General features: G+C 62.0%; 11 protein-coding genes. 8 read left to right on the top strand and 3 right to left on the bottom strand.

Annotated features, from left to right (window positions below; all coding sequences use genetic code 11):
• Window positions 1-100: 100 nt before the first annotated feature.
• Both QQJ84_RS17010 and QQJ84_RS17005 read right to left on the bottom strand, forming a co-directional pair.
• The gene (locus tag QQJ84_RS17010) at window positions 101-1318 is read right to left on the bottom strand and encodes a DUF932 domain-containing protein (RefSeq protein ID WP_284259512.1); all 1218 of its coding nucleotides are present in this window, start codon (window positions 1316-1318) and stop codon (window positions 101-103) included.
• Between the two features lie 212 nt (window positions 1319-1530).
• Complete coding sequence (locus QQJ84_RS17005) at window positions 1531-2730, bottom strand: IS256 family transposase (RefSeq protein ID WP_284259511.1); 1200 nt, start codon at window positions 2728-2730, stop codon at window positions 1531-1533.
• A 448-nt stretch (window positions 2731-3178) separates the two neighbouring features.
• On the opposite strand from QQJ84_RS17005, the gene QQJ84_RS17000 reads away from it, so the two are divergent.
• A complete protein-coding gene (locus QQJ84_RS17000; protein WP_284259510.1) occupies window positions 3179-3394 on the top strand; it encodes a hypothetical protein in 216 nt (71 codons plus the stop codon).
• 52 nt (window positions 3395-3446) lie between these two features.
• Window positions 3447-4511 (top strand): hypothetical protein, encoded by a 1065-nt coding sequence (locus QQJ84_RS16995; protein WP_284259509.1) that lies wholly within the window; start codon window positions 3447-3449, stop codon window positions 4509-4511.
• Window positions 4512-4547: 36 nt separating this feature from the next.
• Here QQJ84_RS16995 and QQJ84_RS16990 read toward each other — a convergent pair whose 3' ends face one another.
• Window positions 4548-5210, bottom strand: a complete 663-nt coding sequence (locus tag QQJ84_RS16990) for a HEPN domain-containing protein (RefSeq protein ID WP_284259507.1) — start codon at window positions 5208-5210, stop codon at window positions 4548-4550.
• Window positions 5211-5402: 192 nt separating this feature from the next.
• Between QQJ84_RS16990 and QQJ84_RS16985 the strand changes: the two genes are divergently transcribed.
• The 6 genes from QQJ84_RS16985 (at window position 5403) to QQJ84_RS16960 (ending at window position 15781) form a co-directional block, all read left to right on the top strand.
• Complete coding sequence (locus QQJ84_RS16985; RefSeq protein ID WP_284259506.1) at window positions 5403-5894, top strand: hypothetical protein; 492 nt, start codon at window positions 5403-5405, stop codon at window positions 5892-5894.
• Window positions 5895-6547: 653 nt separating this feature from the next.
• A complete protein-coding gene (locus QQJ84_RS16980) occupies window positions 6548-6817 on the top strand; it encodes a hypothetical protein (RefSeq protein ID WP_284259505.1) in 270 nt (89 codons plus the stop codon).
• Window positions 6814-8943 (top strand): AAA family ATPase, encoded by a 2130-nt coding sequence (locus tag QQJ84_RS16975; RefSeq protein WP_284259504.1) that lies wholly within the window; start codon window positions 6814-6816, stop codon window positions 8941-8943. Before QQJ84_RS16980 ends, QQJ84_RS16975 begins: the two co-directional genes overlap by 4 nt.
• Entirely contained in the window at window positions 8915-9964 is a 1050-nt protein-coding gene (locus QQJ84_RS16970; protein WP_284259503.1) for a helix-turn-helix transcriptional regulator, read from the top strand. The genes QQJ84_RS16975 and QQJ84_RS16970 overlap by 29 nt, the downstream gene beginning before the upstream one ends.
• Window positions 9965-10055: 91 nt before the next feature.
• On the top strand, window positions 10056-12626 hold the full coding sequence (locus tag QQJ84_RS16965) for a PD-(D/E)XK nuclease family protein (protein ID WP_284259502.1): 2571 nt from the start codon (window positions 10056-10058) through the stop codon (window positions 12624-12626).
• A complete protein-coding gene (locus tag QQJ84_RS16960; protein ID WP_284259501.1) occupies window positions 12623-15781 on the top strand; it encodes a UvrD-helicase domain-containing protein in 3159 nt (1052 codons plus the stop codon). The genes QQJ84_RS16965 and QQJ84_RS16960 overlap by 4 nt, the downstream gene beginning before the upstream one ends.
• Window positions 15782-15809: the final 28 nt, after the last annotated feature.

Below are 15809 nucleotides of genomic sequence, written 5' to 3'. Positions count from 1 at the left end.
GAATTTTCGGACCGCCCTCTGACTCTTGGCGCCCCCTCAAAAAGAAAGCCGTGAAACCGCAAAAGCGGCTCCACGGCTTTGAACATTCCCAGAGAATTGATCAGCCCACGCGCTCCAGTAGAACCTTCGCCTTACTTTCCAGTTCCAACCGGGCATCCTGATGTGGCTTGGTTCGCGCAAGGGCCGTGATGCCTTGCACGAAGTCGAACACGCTTTCTGGTGGATGGCCTTCCTCACTCAGAACCGCGTTGATAACTTTTGTGGTCTCGGATTTGCTGAACCCGCGTTTGCGCAAAAAGGCCTCGCGATCTTCGTCCTTGCGGGCGACGATTTGTTCGCGCGCCGCCTTCACACCAGCAATGAACGGTGCGGGGGAAGAGTTGGCGAAACTTGTAAGCGCTGGCGAGGCTTCGTGTGCAAAGCGCTGCGCGGCAAATTTGCTATGCCGGATGCTGATCTCCTGAAAATCCTCCACACCCCAGAGGTTTCGATTCATGCAGACGGCGCGGAGATAGAAAGACGCGATACCCAGTGTCTTCGAACCAACCTCACTGTTCCAGCAATAGAAGCCCCGGAAATAGAGATCGGGATCACCATTAGGCAACCGGCCAGCTTCGATGGGGTGGGTGTCGTCGACCAGGAACAAGAACACATCGCGGTCGCTGGCATAGAGGGTGGTCGTGTCCTTGCTCACGTCCACGAGTGGGTTATGCGTCATCGTCGCCCAGTCGAGCACGCCTGGGACCTTCCAGCGCGTGTCGCCTGTTCCATCACCGGCAATTTTCATCACTGCCCCGACCAACTCGTGGTCCCAGATGCGGCCATAGTCCGGGCCAGTAACGGCGCGCAACTCGACCCGCCCGTCCTCGGCCTCCAGCGTTTTCACCAACTCGCCCCGGTGCGACAGCAGACCGTGCTGCAGGTTGATCGCTGCCAACGGCGCCGGCAAATCCCGCAAATATCCTGCTGGCGCGCCGACCAGACTACACAATTGGCCAAAGCTCCAATGAGTCGGGGCAACCGGGCCGTCCCGCCCGGGTACGATCAGTGCCAGTTGCTCGGCATCGTCCCGCCTCGCCTCGACGCGAACGGTCCTGCTCTCCACGGTCCGTGCCGTCGCCCGCTTCGTGCGAGCGCATACGGACTCGTATAGGTCCGACAGGGACAAATACCGCTCGTCGTCTGGGCGCGAGAACCACTCGGAAGAGACTCGGCCGATCCGCTCGCCGCGGGATATATCGACCTTGAAACCCGCCGGGCGCGGCGCAGGAGACGCGGACCCGGCAGTAATCGGGATACGTGAAGAAATAGTGTTCATTGAAAAAATCTCCACGACGGGCACCGCGAGCCTCTCTCGCGATCACGATCCGTCATGAAAACCGGCGCTACCCTCTAACTCTCAGGAAGCCTAGCGCGCGGGTCAGGCTACCCACTGCATCAGAACCGAAATTACTCTTGGCGATCGTGCCCCATGGCGTGGTGTAGAATTGGCTACATCATCGCGTTCTCCGGCTGGGTTGGCCGGGCTTATCAGGCTGCCACGGCGGGCAGCTTGATGATGGGTTCATCGCACAAACCGGCGATTGTTTCCAGCGTCATGTAGCGTCCGCGCTGCACCGCCCATTCATCATTCTGTTCGAGCAGGATTGCCCCGACGAGGCGGCGTATTGCGGCTTCGTTCGGGAAGATGCCGACAACATCCGTGCGGCGTTTGATTTCGCCATTGAGCCGCTCGATGGGGTTTGTGCTGTGGATTTTGGTACGGTGCTCCTTGGGGAATCCCATGTAGGCCAACACATCTTCCTCCATTTCATCCATCATGGCGGCGAGCTTGGCGGCTTTGGGGCGCAATTGGTCGGCCACCTGGCGCCATTGTGCCTTTGCGCTGGCGGCATCGTCCTGGGCGAAGGCGGTGCCAACGAAGGCGGCGACGACGCCGCGGCCCTGGCGGCCGGCATGGGCCAGTAGGTTGCGCATCATATGCACCCGGCACCGCTGCCAGGTGGCGTGCAGCACCTTGGCGATCGCGGCTTTCAAGCCGGTATGGGCGTCGGAGATCACGAGTTTGACGCCGCGCAAGCCGCGATGCGCCAGGCCGCGCAGGAATTCCGTCCAAAACGTCTCGGCCTCCGAAGCGCCGATCGCCAGGCCCAGCACCTCGCGCCTGCCATCAGCATTCACGCCGATGGCGATGGTGACGGCAACCGAGACAATGCGGCCGGCCTCGCGCACCTTCAGATAGGTGGCGTCCAGCCAAACATACGGCCAGTCGCCCTCCAGCGGGCGGTTCAGAAAGTTGTTGATTTTATCGTCGATCTCGCAGCACAGGCGGGATACCTGGCTTTTGCTGATGCCTTCCATCCCCATGGCTTTAACCAGATCATCGACGGAGCGCGTTGAAATACCTTGGATATATGCTTCCTGGATCACGGCGGTCAGCGCCTTCTCAGCCGTCCGGCGGGGCTCCAGGAAAGCCGGGAAATAGCTGCCATGACGTAGTTTGGGCACGCGCAATTCGATGGTGCCGGCGCGGGTTTCCCAAATGCGGTCACGAAACCCGTTGCGCTGGTTCACCCGCTCGTCGCTGCGCTTGCCATAGGGTGCGCCGGTCAGGCTTTCGGCTTCCAGCTCCATCAGCCGCTGCGCCGTAAAGCCAACCATCTCGCGCAAAAGCTCGGTATCGGAACTCTTTTCCAGCAGCGCGCGAAGCGCCATAGTGGGGTCGGTCATCGTTGTCATCTCCTTTGGTCCTTGGTTGGTGGGTTGCATCCCAACCTTAACCGAAGAACGGCGATGACCACCGCTGAGGATAAGTAGCCCGCCTACGCCAGACTCGTGGCGGTCGCTCCGGCGGGCTACTTACCCTCAGTTCCTACACCACGCCAAGGGGCACGATCCTCTTGGCATCGGCCGTTCCTCAATATTTCCCTCGCCTGACGGACGAGAATTGTGGGAGAGACGATCAATTTTATAGAAAAAATACAAGCATATCAATATATTATTAAGTTTAGGCAAAAAATACTAATCGAGGGTGCATCCGATGCGTCTTGCTGATAAAACACCCTTATTGAGGTCAGAAAGGTGTTGCTTCGCCTCATATCCAAAACTCGGTTTCGTCACTGATCATCATTAGCTGTGTGGGCCAAAGCGCCATTTTCGTATCAACAGGAGTCGAGAGATGAAGCTGCCGGATTTGATTGGATATCTGGAACGACAATTTTCATCCACCTCCGAAATCGTCGAGTTTCAAATACCATTGATCGCCGAGGAAAATTCCGGAATCATCGAAACGGTCGAAATCAACGACGAGGGAGGCGAATTTGAACCGGATGAAGGAGAGCAACGCCCAAATGTGCTTCAGGACCCTCGGCCAAGATTGCGGTCTGTTACCTGACACAAGTCCACAAATCCAACTCGTTTTTTCTCAAGCACTCTAAGGATCACAGATGATTGCTGGTGTAGCCTACATAAGAAAGTATTTTCGCTTTGAATTCGAGGACGATCGAGGTGAGATCGAAATTGACGATTCCTTATGCTTGAAAGCATTTTGGGATTTGGATGCGCTTGACCATCTTGTCTACAACGTAGATCGTTTGACAGACGAGCGGACGCCCAAATACCCCGATAGACGAGCGCATTTGGCTTACATCGATCTTACAATCGGAACTCTTTCATCCTCTGAAGATGAATATTCTCGCGTCAATAAAGTTTATTTTGAATTTTATAACAATGATCTAAGAGACCTCCTCCTTGAAAGAACAAATATCGAGCGCGCGGAACTCCTGGATAAAAAAATTCCCGAGTTTTTTATCCCATATTTTTTCGAAATGAATTCAGAATATAATTTAAGTAAAATAAAACACTTTAAGCTGAGTCATTTTGCCGAAGAACACGATGATTTTGATATATATACGACAAAAGAATGTCGCGAAGACAGTGATTTAAAAGAGAAATCGAAGGAAACTAAAAAGTTACTTCCGCTTGTTTTTTACTCTGCTCAGCGGCTTAATATTCGTATGAATCGAGGTGAACCTGTTTTCGTCATGAATGCGAGTAACCACATAGAGCATGGTTATACAGAAACAATGCTCCTGGGACAAGAACATCACATACTGTCCGAAATTAGGAAGGTTCGTAAAGTTACGAAAAGACGTTTTGTTGATGATACCATTATAACGCTAGATAACAGCGGTTCCGGTAAGCTTGGGTACGTCATTTTTGAGTCCGAAGAAGGCAAAATATCCATCGATTTATTTTGTAAAATAAACGAACGCGGATTCATCTCCGCAGGATCTTTAGCGTATGGCAGCGTGCGCATGGAGGGAGCAGCAGTTCTGTTTCAAGTTAATGGAACAGGATTTCTTCAAACAAATAACAATGAAAATACCGATTTTTGGTGGTCGAATATCTTTGGATGTGAAGTTAAGAAGGGTGCAAAATGCGCCTTTTGGACAAAAGGTTTTAAAAAATCAACAGGATTTAAGTTGTCATATGTGCACATTTCACCTTGAGCTGAATGTGGATTCTCCGGCCACGCAAAGGTGTGGTCAGTCAACCACAGGATAATGCGCCTTACCCCATGTCGTGCCGGGATTGTCCATCATCAAATCCACAAACAGTGGAATGAGGAATGCCAGAATCGCGGCGCCGTCGCGCACCTGGGCGCGGTTTATGCCGCTGTTCCAAGTGGCACCGCCATGCACCAGCTGGTTGCGCAGCACGTACAGCCGGTCGAACAGCGTGCTGAGCACGACGCTGGTATCCTGACGTACCAGCGCCTGGGACAGCTTTCGCTTGGCGGCGGCAAAGCGCTCCTCCCAATCGCCAAAGCCCGGGAGCTGGTTGTGATGGCTCCAGAACGGCTGGTAGACGTATTTGTTCTCCAGCAGCATCCGGATGGGGCCGGGGAAGCGCGCCCAGATGGCATCGTAGATCCGCCGCTCCGTATCCAGGCGGACGACCTTGCCGAAATAGCTCTCGAACAAGCCGCGCGCGGCGTTTGGCATGGTCTCGCCGCATTCCTCGGAATAGACGGCGTTGAAGGCGATCCAGAGAAAGATGAAGCGGGCGTCGTCATCATTTGCACATTTTTCGGCGCGGTCGAGCCAGCTGAGGGCACGGTGTACCCGCAGGCTGAGGTTCTCGTGGAACCCCTCACGCAAGGCGCGTTGCTTGGTTTTCAGCGCGGCGAAGTCGGGCAGGGTGCTCATGAAAGGCGCGCTCCGGTGGGGACGGTCCCTGGAGCATAACAAGCTGTCGTACGCTGGGGCAACAGGAGCTCGCGGAACGGCGTTTTGGAGATCGCAATGAAGCGGCTATACTGGCGCAGCATAAAATAAGGAGCCGCCGCTCTGTCTCTCCTTCCCGTCTTCTACGATATTGAAGCCTCTGGCCTTGACGGCGTGCCGATCGAGATCGGCTGGGCTTTCGCTGATCCCGAAACTGGCGAAATTCAGGTTGAATCCCACCTCATTCGGCCGGCTCCGGAATGGCATATTGCAACCTGCTGGGACAAGGCAGCCGAGAGCCTTCATGGGATCAATTGCGGTCAGCTCTATACCGAGGGAAGCGCCCCGGCTGACATTGTGCGGCGCATGAATGAGGCGCTTGGCGGCCGCGACCTTTACTCGGATGCCCCAGCCTGGGATGGCGACTGGTTGCGGATGATCGTTGAGGCCGCTGATGTAAAGCCCAGCTTTTCCGTCAGTCGGGTGGAAGCGCATACCCTCATCGGCATTGTGGCGCGCGAACAGGCGTGGGAGGCGGTAGACTGCCTCGCCATAATGGAGAAAATCTCGTGCGACGTTCCCAGAACGCATCGGGCTGCCGCGGATGCGCGCCACCTGGCGGCGCTATGGCTGGCAATGAAACAAGGCGCGAGCCCCGAAACGTAGCGTCTGGAGTACGTCCGTATCTGACGTGCTGGCGTGTCATCTCTTGCGCATGACGTAACCCGCACGACGGCAGCGGCGGGCACCGCACCTTGCTGAAGGAAATCTCCAATGTTTCATTTCGTCGGATCCATCGTGGTCAGCGGCTTCGCACTTTACGGCATGGCGCAGTTCATAAAGAAGCATGTAGTGGAAACGAAAGAGGCCGATCAGTAGGGCCGGCAGAGCGATCTAGAGAATGGGAGAAAAGATGACCATGGTTGTTCAGAGGCCAAGGGGGCCATGGTACGTCTGCCTTGACTGTCACCACCTGTTTTCTCTTCCCTTCTGGAAGAAGATTTTCCTGAAAACCGGGGAACTTCCTAAGTGCCCGAAATGTGGGGGCGGCAGGGTGGCAATCCCTCATTTTTAGATTTCACTTCAAAATATCTTACTCGATGTGCTCGGCAGGAAATTAATTGAACAAGCCATGAGGCAAAGCCCAAACCTCAGACTTTTTCGTCCGCACCACGTCCGCATCTGACGTACAGGTATGTCATCTATATGCCCATGACATAACCCACTCTTCCTCAATTCCATCGCGTCCCTCTGGTTTCTGGCCTTAGCCTCGACAGGACAACTCTGTCTGCCGGGCCGGGACATATCAGGAGTTTGCGATGTTCAGAGCCTATGCCTCGTTCCTGCTGCACCTCACACCAGAGGCGCAGCGCCGGCTTCCACGCCTGGACTTCCAGGCGACCCAAGCAGTGTTCCGCGCTGCTGTTACCCATGCGGCCGGCGGCGTGACCCCCGTCACCGCCCTCATCAAAGGCGAGCACGTTACCATCACCTCCCGTGAGCGCGAGGATGGCGTCGTGATTTTCGTCCTCGATCATAACCCGGCTGTGCCCACCTCAATGCCTCGCCCCAACAGGAGCTGCCTATGACGAAAAGCCTGGCCAAAATGCTCGACAGCATCCGCGATGATTTTGACGAGCTGGAGGAGCCCGAGTTTGCCGGCTTCGCGCATTGTGCCTGCGAGACCACCGCGCTGCTCCGTTACGCTGCCAATTTCATGAGCTGCGTGGATTCGGCGCAGGAGGAGGCTGCAAGCTTCACGCGCTGGCTGGCGCATAACCGGGCTCGCTTCAACCTGAACGATGAGCTGTTCTCGCAGCCGGAGATGTCGCACCGGCGCAACGCCCCTACCGGTACGGTCGGCCGCCGCCGCTGGAAGGGGTTACGCGACGCGGTGATGCTGCAGCTGGAGCAGCCCACACCCGAGGGCGTTGTTGCATCCGGTCTCGCGGCGGTGAGTGCGGCGCTGGGGTTTGATGAGCTGGATGCGGCGCTGTTTGGCATCATCTTCCGCTATGGGCACGACAACACCATGGAACGGCTGTTCGACCTGATTTCCCAGGCCCGCAAACGGCCCAACTCTCTCCGCCGTTTCACTGACAATTTCGCAATTCTGACCAATATGCCGCAGCAAGAGGTGGCGCGGCGCTTTCGGCCCGACGCGCTGATGTGTGCCTCCGGTGCCATCCGGATCGACGAGGATGGCGACATCCATATGTCCGGGCGCGTGCGCAACCTGATCTTCAACTGCGGCGAGACCGGTGAAGATATGCGCAGCCAGCTTCTTGGTGCCCCGGTTGCCACCAAACTGCCCTGGGAGGCGTTCCGGCATCTGGGGCGGGAAAGCGAGTTGGCGCGCGACATGCTCGGCCGCGCCTTGGCGGACGGGGAGCGCGGCGTGCACATCCTGCTCTACGGCCCGCCCGGCACCGGCAAAACGGAGTTCTCCGCGGCGCTGGCGGAGGCGCTTGGATTCAAACTGCATGTTGTGGGCGAAGCAGACGGCAACGGGGGCGAACCTTCACGGGGAGAGCGGCTCTCGGATCTGCTGTTGGCGCAGCGCGTGAATGGCGGTGAACAGGCGCTGTATCTGTTCGACGAGGCGGAGGATCTGTTCCGTGGGAGCTATCGCGACCGCGAGCCGGACCCGAAGATTTTTATCCACCGGCTGCTGGAGACGGCGAAAGTGCCGATGATCTGGGCCGCGAACGACATCCATGCGTTTACGCCAGCCGTGCTGCGGCGGATGAGCCTCTGCATCGAGGTGAAACTGCCTGAGACGCCGCGCCGGGCCGAGCTGTGGCAGGAGCTGGCCGCCAATGAGGGCGTGGTGCTGGATGCCGCCACGGCCGGCGAACTGGCGCGGCTGATCCCCTCGGCGCCCTCGGTGGCGCGCACCGCCCTGCGGGCAGCCCGGCTGACGGATGGCCGTGCGGAGACGGCCCGACTGGTGGCGCGCGGCATGGCCAAAGCGATCGGCCACGGGCAGATGCCCACACCGGAGGCCGCGCCCGGCGAGGAGCTGTACGACCCCGCCCTGAGCCGCGCGGATATGGACCTGCCGGCTCTGGTGGCGCGCCTCGCCCGCCCCGGTGCGCCGCGTGCTGTCTCGCTGCTGCTGAGCGGCCCGCCCGGCACCGGCAAGAGCGCCTTCGCCCGGCATCTGGCTGAGGCCATGGGGCTGGGCGTGCTGCACAAGCGCGGCTCCGACATTTTCGGCAGTTTTGTTGGTGAGACGGAGCGCAACATCGCCGCCGCCTTTGCCGAGGCGCGGGAGTCACAAAAATTTCTCATCTTTGACGAAGTGGATTCCCTGCTCGCCGGGCGCGGCCGCGCGGTGCGCAACTGGGAGGTGAGCCAGGTGAACGAGATGCTCACCTGGATGGAGAGCCATCCGCAACCTTTTGCCTGCACCACCAATCTGCCCGAGGGGCTGGACGCCGCCAGCCTGCGCCGCTTCCTCATCCGGGTGAATTTCGACCATCTCGCCCCGGCGCAGAGCCTGCGGCTGTTCCGCAACGTGTTCGGCATGGAGCCGCCGGAACGTCTGGCGCGGCTGGACCGGCTGACCCCGGCGGATTTCACCCGGCTCTCGCGGCGGCTGGCGGTGCTGGGGGAGACGCCCTCTGAGCATCGTCTGGTGGCATTGCTGGAAACCGAGATGGAGGCGCGCGAGGGCAAGCCGCGTGGCATCGGGTTTGCTCGTCATGGTTGAACTGCCGGTTGCGAAACGGCCGGTTTCGCGCAACCCTGCGGTAATGCGCTATGAACCCAGTACGAATCTGCTCCGCCTGGTCCTGCTGCTCTCCGGCTCCCGCATGGGGCTGACGTTGGACGAGATGGCCACGCAGCTGGAGGTGGGGCGGCGCACGGTAGAGCGGCTGCGCGACCAGCTGACGATTCTGTTCCCCGGCCTGACCTATAGCGACGACGACAGCCGCGTGCGCCGCTGGCGTCTGCCGCAAGGGGTACTGCCACCGGTGCCGCCCACCCCGAGCGCGCTGGCTACGTTGGAAGGGCTGGCGCGCGATCTGTCGACCCAGGGCGACAGCGCCCGTGCCGCGGATCTGCGCGACGCCGCCGCGAGCCTGCGCGCGCTGCTGCCCCCGGCGAGGTTGCGCCAGGCGGAGCCGGATATCGAGGCGCTGATGCGGGCCGAGGGCTCAGCCGCGCATCCCGGCCCGCGGCTGAAACTCGACCGCGCCATGATGACGGAAATCCGCGCCGCCATTCTGGGCTTCCGCAAGCTTGAACTCACCTACCGGCCGGCGGAACCGCGAGCACCTGGGCGGCGCGTGATCTGTCCCTACGGCGTGCTTTATGGGCGGAGGGCCTATCTGGTGGCGCATACCGAGACCGGCGAGGAAATGCGCCTCTGGCGGCTGGACCGCATCAGCGACGTCTCGGCGCTGGAGGAAAATTTTCCCGCGCAGGAATTCGATCTGGCGTCCTACGCGGCGCGGTCGTTCGGGGTATTCCAGGAGGCGCCGCAGGATGTGGTGCTGCGGTTCTCCTCGGGCGCGGCGAATGATGCGGCAGAGTGGGTATTTCATCCAAACCAGACGATGGAACCGCAGGAGGATGGTACGCTGATCGTGCAATTCAGGTGCGGTGGGATGCTGGAACTTTCGTGGCATCTGTTCACTTGGGGGCGGGAGGTAAAGATTTGCGAGCCGGATGGATTGGTCGAATTGATGAGAGAATGGCGCGGCATGGAAGCGGAAATGGCTGAATGACAGTCACAGAAAGAGGCGTGCCGCACGCGCCCTTCCGCGCCAATCGGCATTACCGCAACAGCAAACGCCTGCCCCGGGAGCAACCCTTCAGATGACCCCCACCCTCATCCTCGGCTGGTCTTTGGATGGCGCCCCCGCGCCGGTTGGCCTGCCGCCTTTCACCGCCATCGTGGGACCGCTCGGCTGCCTCGATTTGCTCGGCCAATGGCTCGGGCTGGATACGCGCGCCACGCCCGAGGCCAACCGCATCGCCGCCTGTCATGCCGCCATCGCCACACAGGAAGGCCGGTTCTGGTCAAAATCCTTCACCGTGGATTCCTGGGCCACCGACCGCCGTGTACTGGCCTTGCGCGACGCCCTGCTGCTCGCCGGATGGGACGGCACGGCGGATGCAACCACCCCGCCACGTATTGCGGACCTCGCCAGCCTGCCGGCCTTGCCGTGCGGCGTGGCGGATGTGCTGCGTGAGGTCATTGCGGTATTGCCCCAGCGCAAGCCGCCCTTTCTGCCGCGCTTTAACCTAGTCGAGCCCGCAACTCTCTGGCCGCCTCTCTGGCAAAAGCTGCTTACCCAGCTTAACGTAACCGCCTACGCCCCGCCGGAAACGCCCGCCAAGGGCGACCTTGCGGCATTGCGGCGCTTTCTTGCAGGCGCCCCGGCGGCCACCTGGGCGGGCGATGGCAGCGTGGCGCTGCTTACGGGCGACACCGCCTCCACGGCCAACCTGCTTTCCGCGTGGCTCCCCTGCCTGCCGCCCGGCGCGGCCCTGCTGGGTGGCGAGGACAGCCTGCTGCCGACACTACTGCGCGCACGGCACCAGCCGCGCCCGTCCGCGCTGGAAGGAGCGGATCTCGGCGCACAACTGCTCTACCTCGGGCTGGCGCTGTTGTCGGACCCGTTCGACGCTGGCGCCGCCCTGGAATTTTTAGCCCTGCCGCAGCATCCGCTCGGCGGCGCCTGCCGGTTTCTCACGGATGCCATCGTACAAAGCCCAGGCTATGGCGGCGTAAACTACCGTGCCGGGCGGCATCGGACCCTGCGGGCAAAACTGCGCGCCGACCGTGCGCGGGGGCTGGACCGCGCCACCCGCCATGCGGCGGCGCGGGCAAGGCTGGCGGCCATCGACGCCTGGATTCCACCAAAACGCTTCACGGCTGAGGAGGGGATTCCCGCCGCCGCCGTCACCACTTTGTGTGGGCTGGTGCAGGGCTGGGCGATCAAACGCAACATGCCCGAGGCAGGCGCAGCAGCCGCTTCTCTGGCGCAGGCAGTCACCCTCAGCGGCGTGGCGGTGCTGGACGCCATGCTGCTCGGCCGCATGCTGGAAACAGCCTCATCCGGCGCGGTAACGCTGCTTTCCGCCGAGGCCGCGCCCTGGCGCTTCTTCGCCCGGCCCGGCGCGCGGCTGGATACCACGGACACCACCATCTGGTGGCTCGGCGGCGGCGAGGGGCAGGCGGCTTCGCCCTGGCGCATGGCGGAGCAAGGCTGGATGACGACGCACGGCCTGGCGTCGGATGAGGCACTGGCGCCCGCCCGGGCCCGTGTAGGGCTACGCCGCGCCGTCACCCTCACATCTGGCCGCCTGGTCATCACCGCGCCGCGCGGCGCAATGGAGGAAGGCGGCGCGCATCCGCTGCTGGCGGAATTGCAGGGCTGCTTTGGCGAGAGCCTCGGGCGGGCCTGGGTGGAGGCGGAGTCTCTGCAATCCGGCGGGGTATTCGCGGGGCTGAAGCTGCCCTCCCGCATTGTGCCAGCAGCAGCACCGCCTGCCCCGCGCCGGGATTGGCTGGTGCCGGCCGGCCTTGTCGGCCCACGGGACCTGGAATCGGCTTCGGGCATGGAGACACTACTCGGCTGCAAGCTGAAATGGGTGCTGCAATACGCCGCCAAGCTTTACGCGCGCGGCCCGGCCACGCTGCCCGAAGCCAAGCAGCTCACCGGCACTTTCCTGCATGAGGTGATGAGCCAGGTTCTCACCAACGGCTATACCAGCCCCACGGATGCCGCCGCCAAGGCGCAGGCATTGTTCGAGCGGCTGTTGCCCGAGGAAGCCGCGCCATTGCTACGGCCCGGGATGCAGGCCACCCAATCCCGCGCCAAAGGGCGCATCGGCCAGGCCATGGCTGACCTCACCAGCCAGATTCAGCAGGCGGGGTTACAGGTGGCCGCCACGGAGCGAGCCTTCGAGAAACCGCTGCCAGGCAAGTTGGGGCGACTCCAGGGCCGCATCGATGTGCTACTGCACCGCCCGGCGGATGGGTTGCATGTGGTGCTGGACGCCAAATGGTCGGCCTCCGGCTGGTATCGCAAGAAGCTGGAGCAGAACACGGCCGTGCAGCTGGCAGCCTATGCCTGGCTGGTGGCGGGGCGCGGCGAGTCAGCCACGGCGGCGTATTATCTGCTGCGCAAGCTCCGGCTGCTGGCAGCGGATTCCTATCCATTCCCGGACGCAACGGTGCCCGGCGCCGATCTCGCGGCAAGCTGGAAGGCCGCATTGGCTGATTACCGCGAGGCACTGTCCGAATTGCGAGACGGCCGCATCATCGCCGCCGGTGTGGCAGGCGATGATGACGAGGATGACGGTCCACAGCTGGACATCCCGCCTCCCTGCACCTTCTGCGACTATCAAACCCTTTGTGGCGTGGGAGTCAGCGCATGAGCCTACCCGCTCTCAGTATCGTCACCGCCGGGGCCGGCTCTGGCAAGACCTGGCGAATCACCCAAGACATCAAGCGCGAGGTACTGGACAACAACGTGCCGCCCGCCGGGCTGCTGGCCACCACTTTCACCCGCAAGGCGGCGTCGGAGCTACAGCTGCGCGTGCAGACGGCGCTAATCGCGGCGCGCCAGGGCGAAACCGCTCTGGCCATGCAGGAGGCGCTGCTTGGCACGGTGAACAGCGTGTGCGGGCGGCTGCTCGCCGAATTCGCCTTCGAGGCCGGCATCTCCCCGGACCTTACGGTGCTGGACGAAACCGGCGAGGCGGAAGCCTTCGCCATCGCCTTTGGCGACGCCGCCGGTACAGCGGAGGATCGCATCGCCCCGGTGGCATTCCGGCTGGGTCTCTCCGGCGAGGCCAATGGCGGCGACTGGCATGAGCCGGTACGCAAGATCGTCAGCGCGGCGCGAGCCAACCGGCTGGATGAAGCGGCGCTGCGCCTGAGCGAGACCCGCGCTTTGGCCGGTGTGCTGGGAATGCTGGGAACGCCCGATCCGGCCGGGGCAGCGGCGTTGGATGCGGCGCTGGAGCAGGCCATGACTCGCTTGCTCGCTGTGGCCGCCAAATGGGATCTCGGCGCCGAGAAGAAGAACACGCTTGGCGCGCTCGATACCGTCCGCACCATGCGCCCGCTTTTCGCGCCGCAGGAAGGCCGCTTCCTCACCTGGGCCGACTGGGCCGCGTTGGCCACGCTCGGCCCGGCCGTGGCGCGCGGAGCCGATTTCGCGGCGGTCATCGAGGCTGCGGCGGCGCATGACCGCCACCCGCGGCTGCATGTGGACATCACCACCATGCTGAGCGTCTGCTACGAGACGGCAGAGTCCGCCCTCGCGCTGTATGCCGAATACAAGCGCAAAGCCGGGCTGATCGACTTCACCGACCAGGAGACGATGCTGCTCGATCTGCTGGAGACCAACGCGGACATTAGCATCGAGCTGGGGCAGCGCCTGCATACGCTGTTCGTGGATGAGTTTCAGGACACCAGCCCGCTGCAACTGGCCCTATTTTTGCGCTTGGGTGCGCTAGCCAAGCGGGCGGTCTGGGTTGGAGACCCGAAGCAGGCGATATATGGCTTCCGCGGTACCGACCCGGCGCTGATGGACGCGATACTGCGCAGCCTGGGCGGCAAGCCGGACAAGGCGAACATACTCTCCACCTCGCGGCGCTCCCGGCCCGATCTGGTGCATCTGGTGAACGGCATTTTTGTCCCAACTTTCGCGCAGCAAGGCATGACGGCGGAGGTTGTGGCGCTGACGCCGCACCGTACCGATCCGCCGGGAACTGGGCCTGCGCTGCATGTCTGGCGCCTGCCCAAAGGCGCGATTCCATTACGGCTAGAAGCGTTGGCGGCGCAGATCGCCGGCTTGCTGGCAGCACCCAAGCGGCCAATGATTCAGGACCCGCAGACTGGGGAGACTCGCCTGTTGCGCGTTGGCGATGTGGCGGTGCTGTGCCGGGATAACAAATCGGTCGCCATATTGGCGGCGGCGCTCGGGCAGCGCGGCGTGGAGGTAGCGGCAGCACGAGGCGGGTTGCTGGAGACACCGGAAGTGAGCCTGGCTCTGGCCTGTCTGCGCCGCTTGGCCGACCCGCGCGACAATCTGGCGGAAGCACAAGTCGCGCATCTGGCAGGCGGCGATGAGGAATGGCTGGACAAGCTTCTGGCCAAGCAGAAGCTGACCGACGCCCGCGTGGCTGCGCTTGACGCCCTGCAAACGGATTTGGCCGGCCTGCCGCCATCGGCGGCGCTGGAGGTGGCGCTGTCGGCAGCCGAAATCATGCCGCTGCTGGCGCGCTGGCCTGCGCCCCGGCAGCGCCTGGCGAATATCGAGGCATTGTTCGGCGAGGCCAAAGCCTATGAGGATGCCTGCAACAATCTGCACCGCGCCGCGACTGTAGGTGGCTTCGCCGCCTGGTTGGGGGCACTGCCGGAAGCGCCCTCGCAGCCCGCCTCCCAGGGCGGGGATGCCGTCACCTTGCTCACCTACCACAAGGCCAAGGGGCTGGAATGGCCGCTGGTGGTGATGGCGCAGACGGACAAGGAATATCCCGCTTCGGCGTTCAAGGTCAGCGTTGATACGGAGGGTGGCGAACTAGACCCCGCCGCCCCGCTGGCCGGACGCTGGGTCCGCTACTGGCCCTGGCCTTATGCCGGGCGCAGCAAGGACATCCCCATGAAGATGCGCGAGGCGGCCTCGCCCGAACTGGCGGCAGCGGCAAAACAAAGCGGGTGCGAGAACGTGCGGCTTGGCTATGTCGGCATGACCCGCGCGCGCGATGTGCTGGTGCTGGCACTCGATCCCGGCATGCCAAGCTGGCTGGAAGGCTACGCGCCCGGTCTGGCGGCGGCGCTTCGGAAATTACCGGCTGGCCAGGGAGAGCTGACCTACAACGAAGTCAGCCTGCCCGTGTTTGCCGCCGATGTTGCGGAGGCCGAGGAAGCGCCCCCGCTGCCCGTCCTCAAGAAGGTGACGACATTGCTCTGGCCTGCCGGACCGCGCCCCATTTTTCCACCGCTGCGCCTGACACCGAGCACCGCCGAGGGGGATGTGAGCGCAGTGATCGAGGTCATCGATCTTGGCCCCCGCCTGCGCCATGCCGGCGGCGCGGCGCGCGACGAGGTGGGCGATGCGCTGCACCGTTTCCTGGCCGCTGATGATCCTGCGCGGGAGACAATCGAGCGCCGGACCATTGCCGCAAAAATGCTGGCCGAGGTGGAGGGTGATCTGACGCCAGAGGATTGCCTGGAGGCAGCTGATCGCTTCTGGCGCTTCATCCGCGAACATTATGGTGCCGACGCCGAGGTCATCCCCGAATGGCCGGTGCAATACCGGTTGGAGAGCGGCCAGGAAGTGCACGGCCGTACTGATTGCCTGATCCGGCATTCCGGTGCTCTCGCCCTCATTGACCACAAGAGCTATCCGGGGCGCGACCCCGCCGCCCGGGCGCTGCACTATCTACCGCAACTGATAATCTACAAGGAAGTGCTGGAAGCAGCATGGAATCTGCCCGTGACCGCGATGGTGGTGCATTTTCCGGTGTTGGGGAAAGTGGCTTTAATAAAGAAACATTCCGGACAATCAGAATCAAAGTGATCAGAGGTCCTCTGAAGGGATCATTTAG

Source organism: Acidocella aquatica (assembly GCF_030160635.1).
Lineage (GTDB): Bacteria > Pseudomonadota > Alphaproteobacteria > Acetobacterales > Acetobacteraceae > Acidocella > Acidocella aquatica.
The sequence above is the reverse complement of the archived record's forward strand: the minus strand, read 5'-3'. Positions and strand labels throughout refer to the sequence as shown.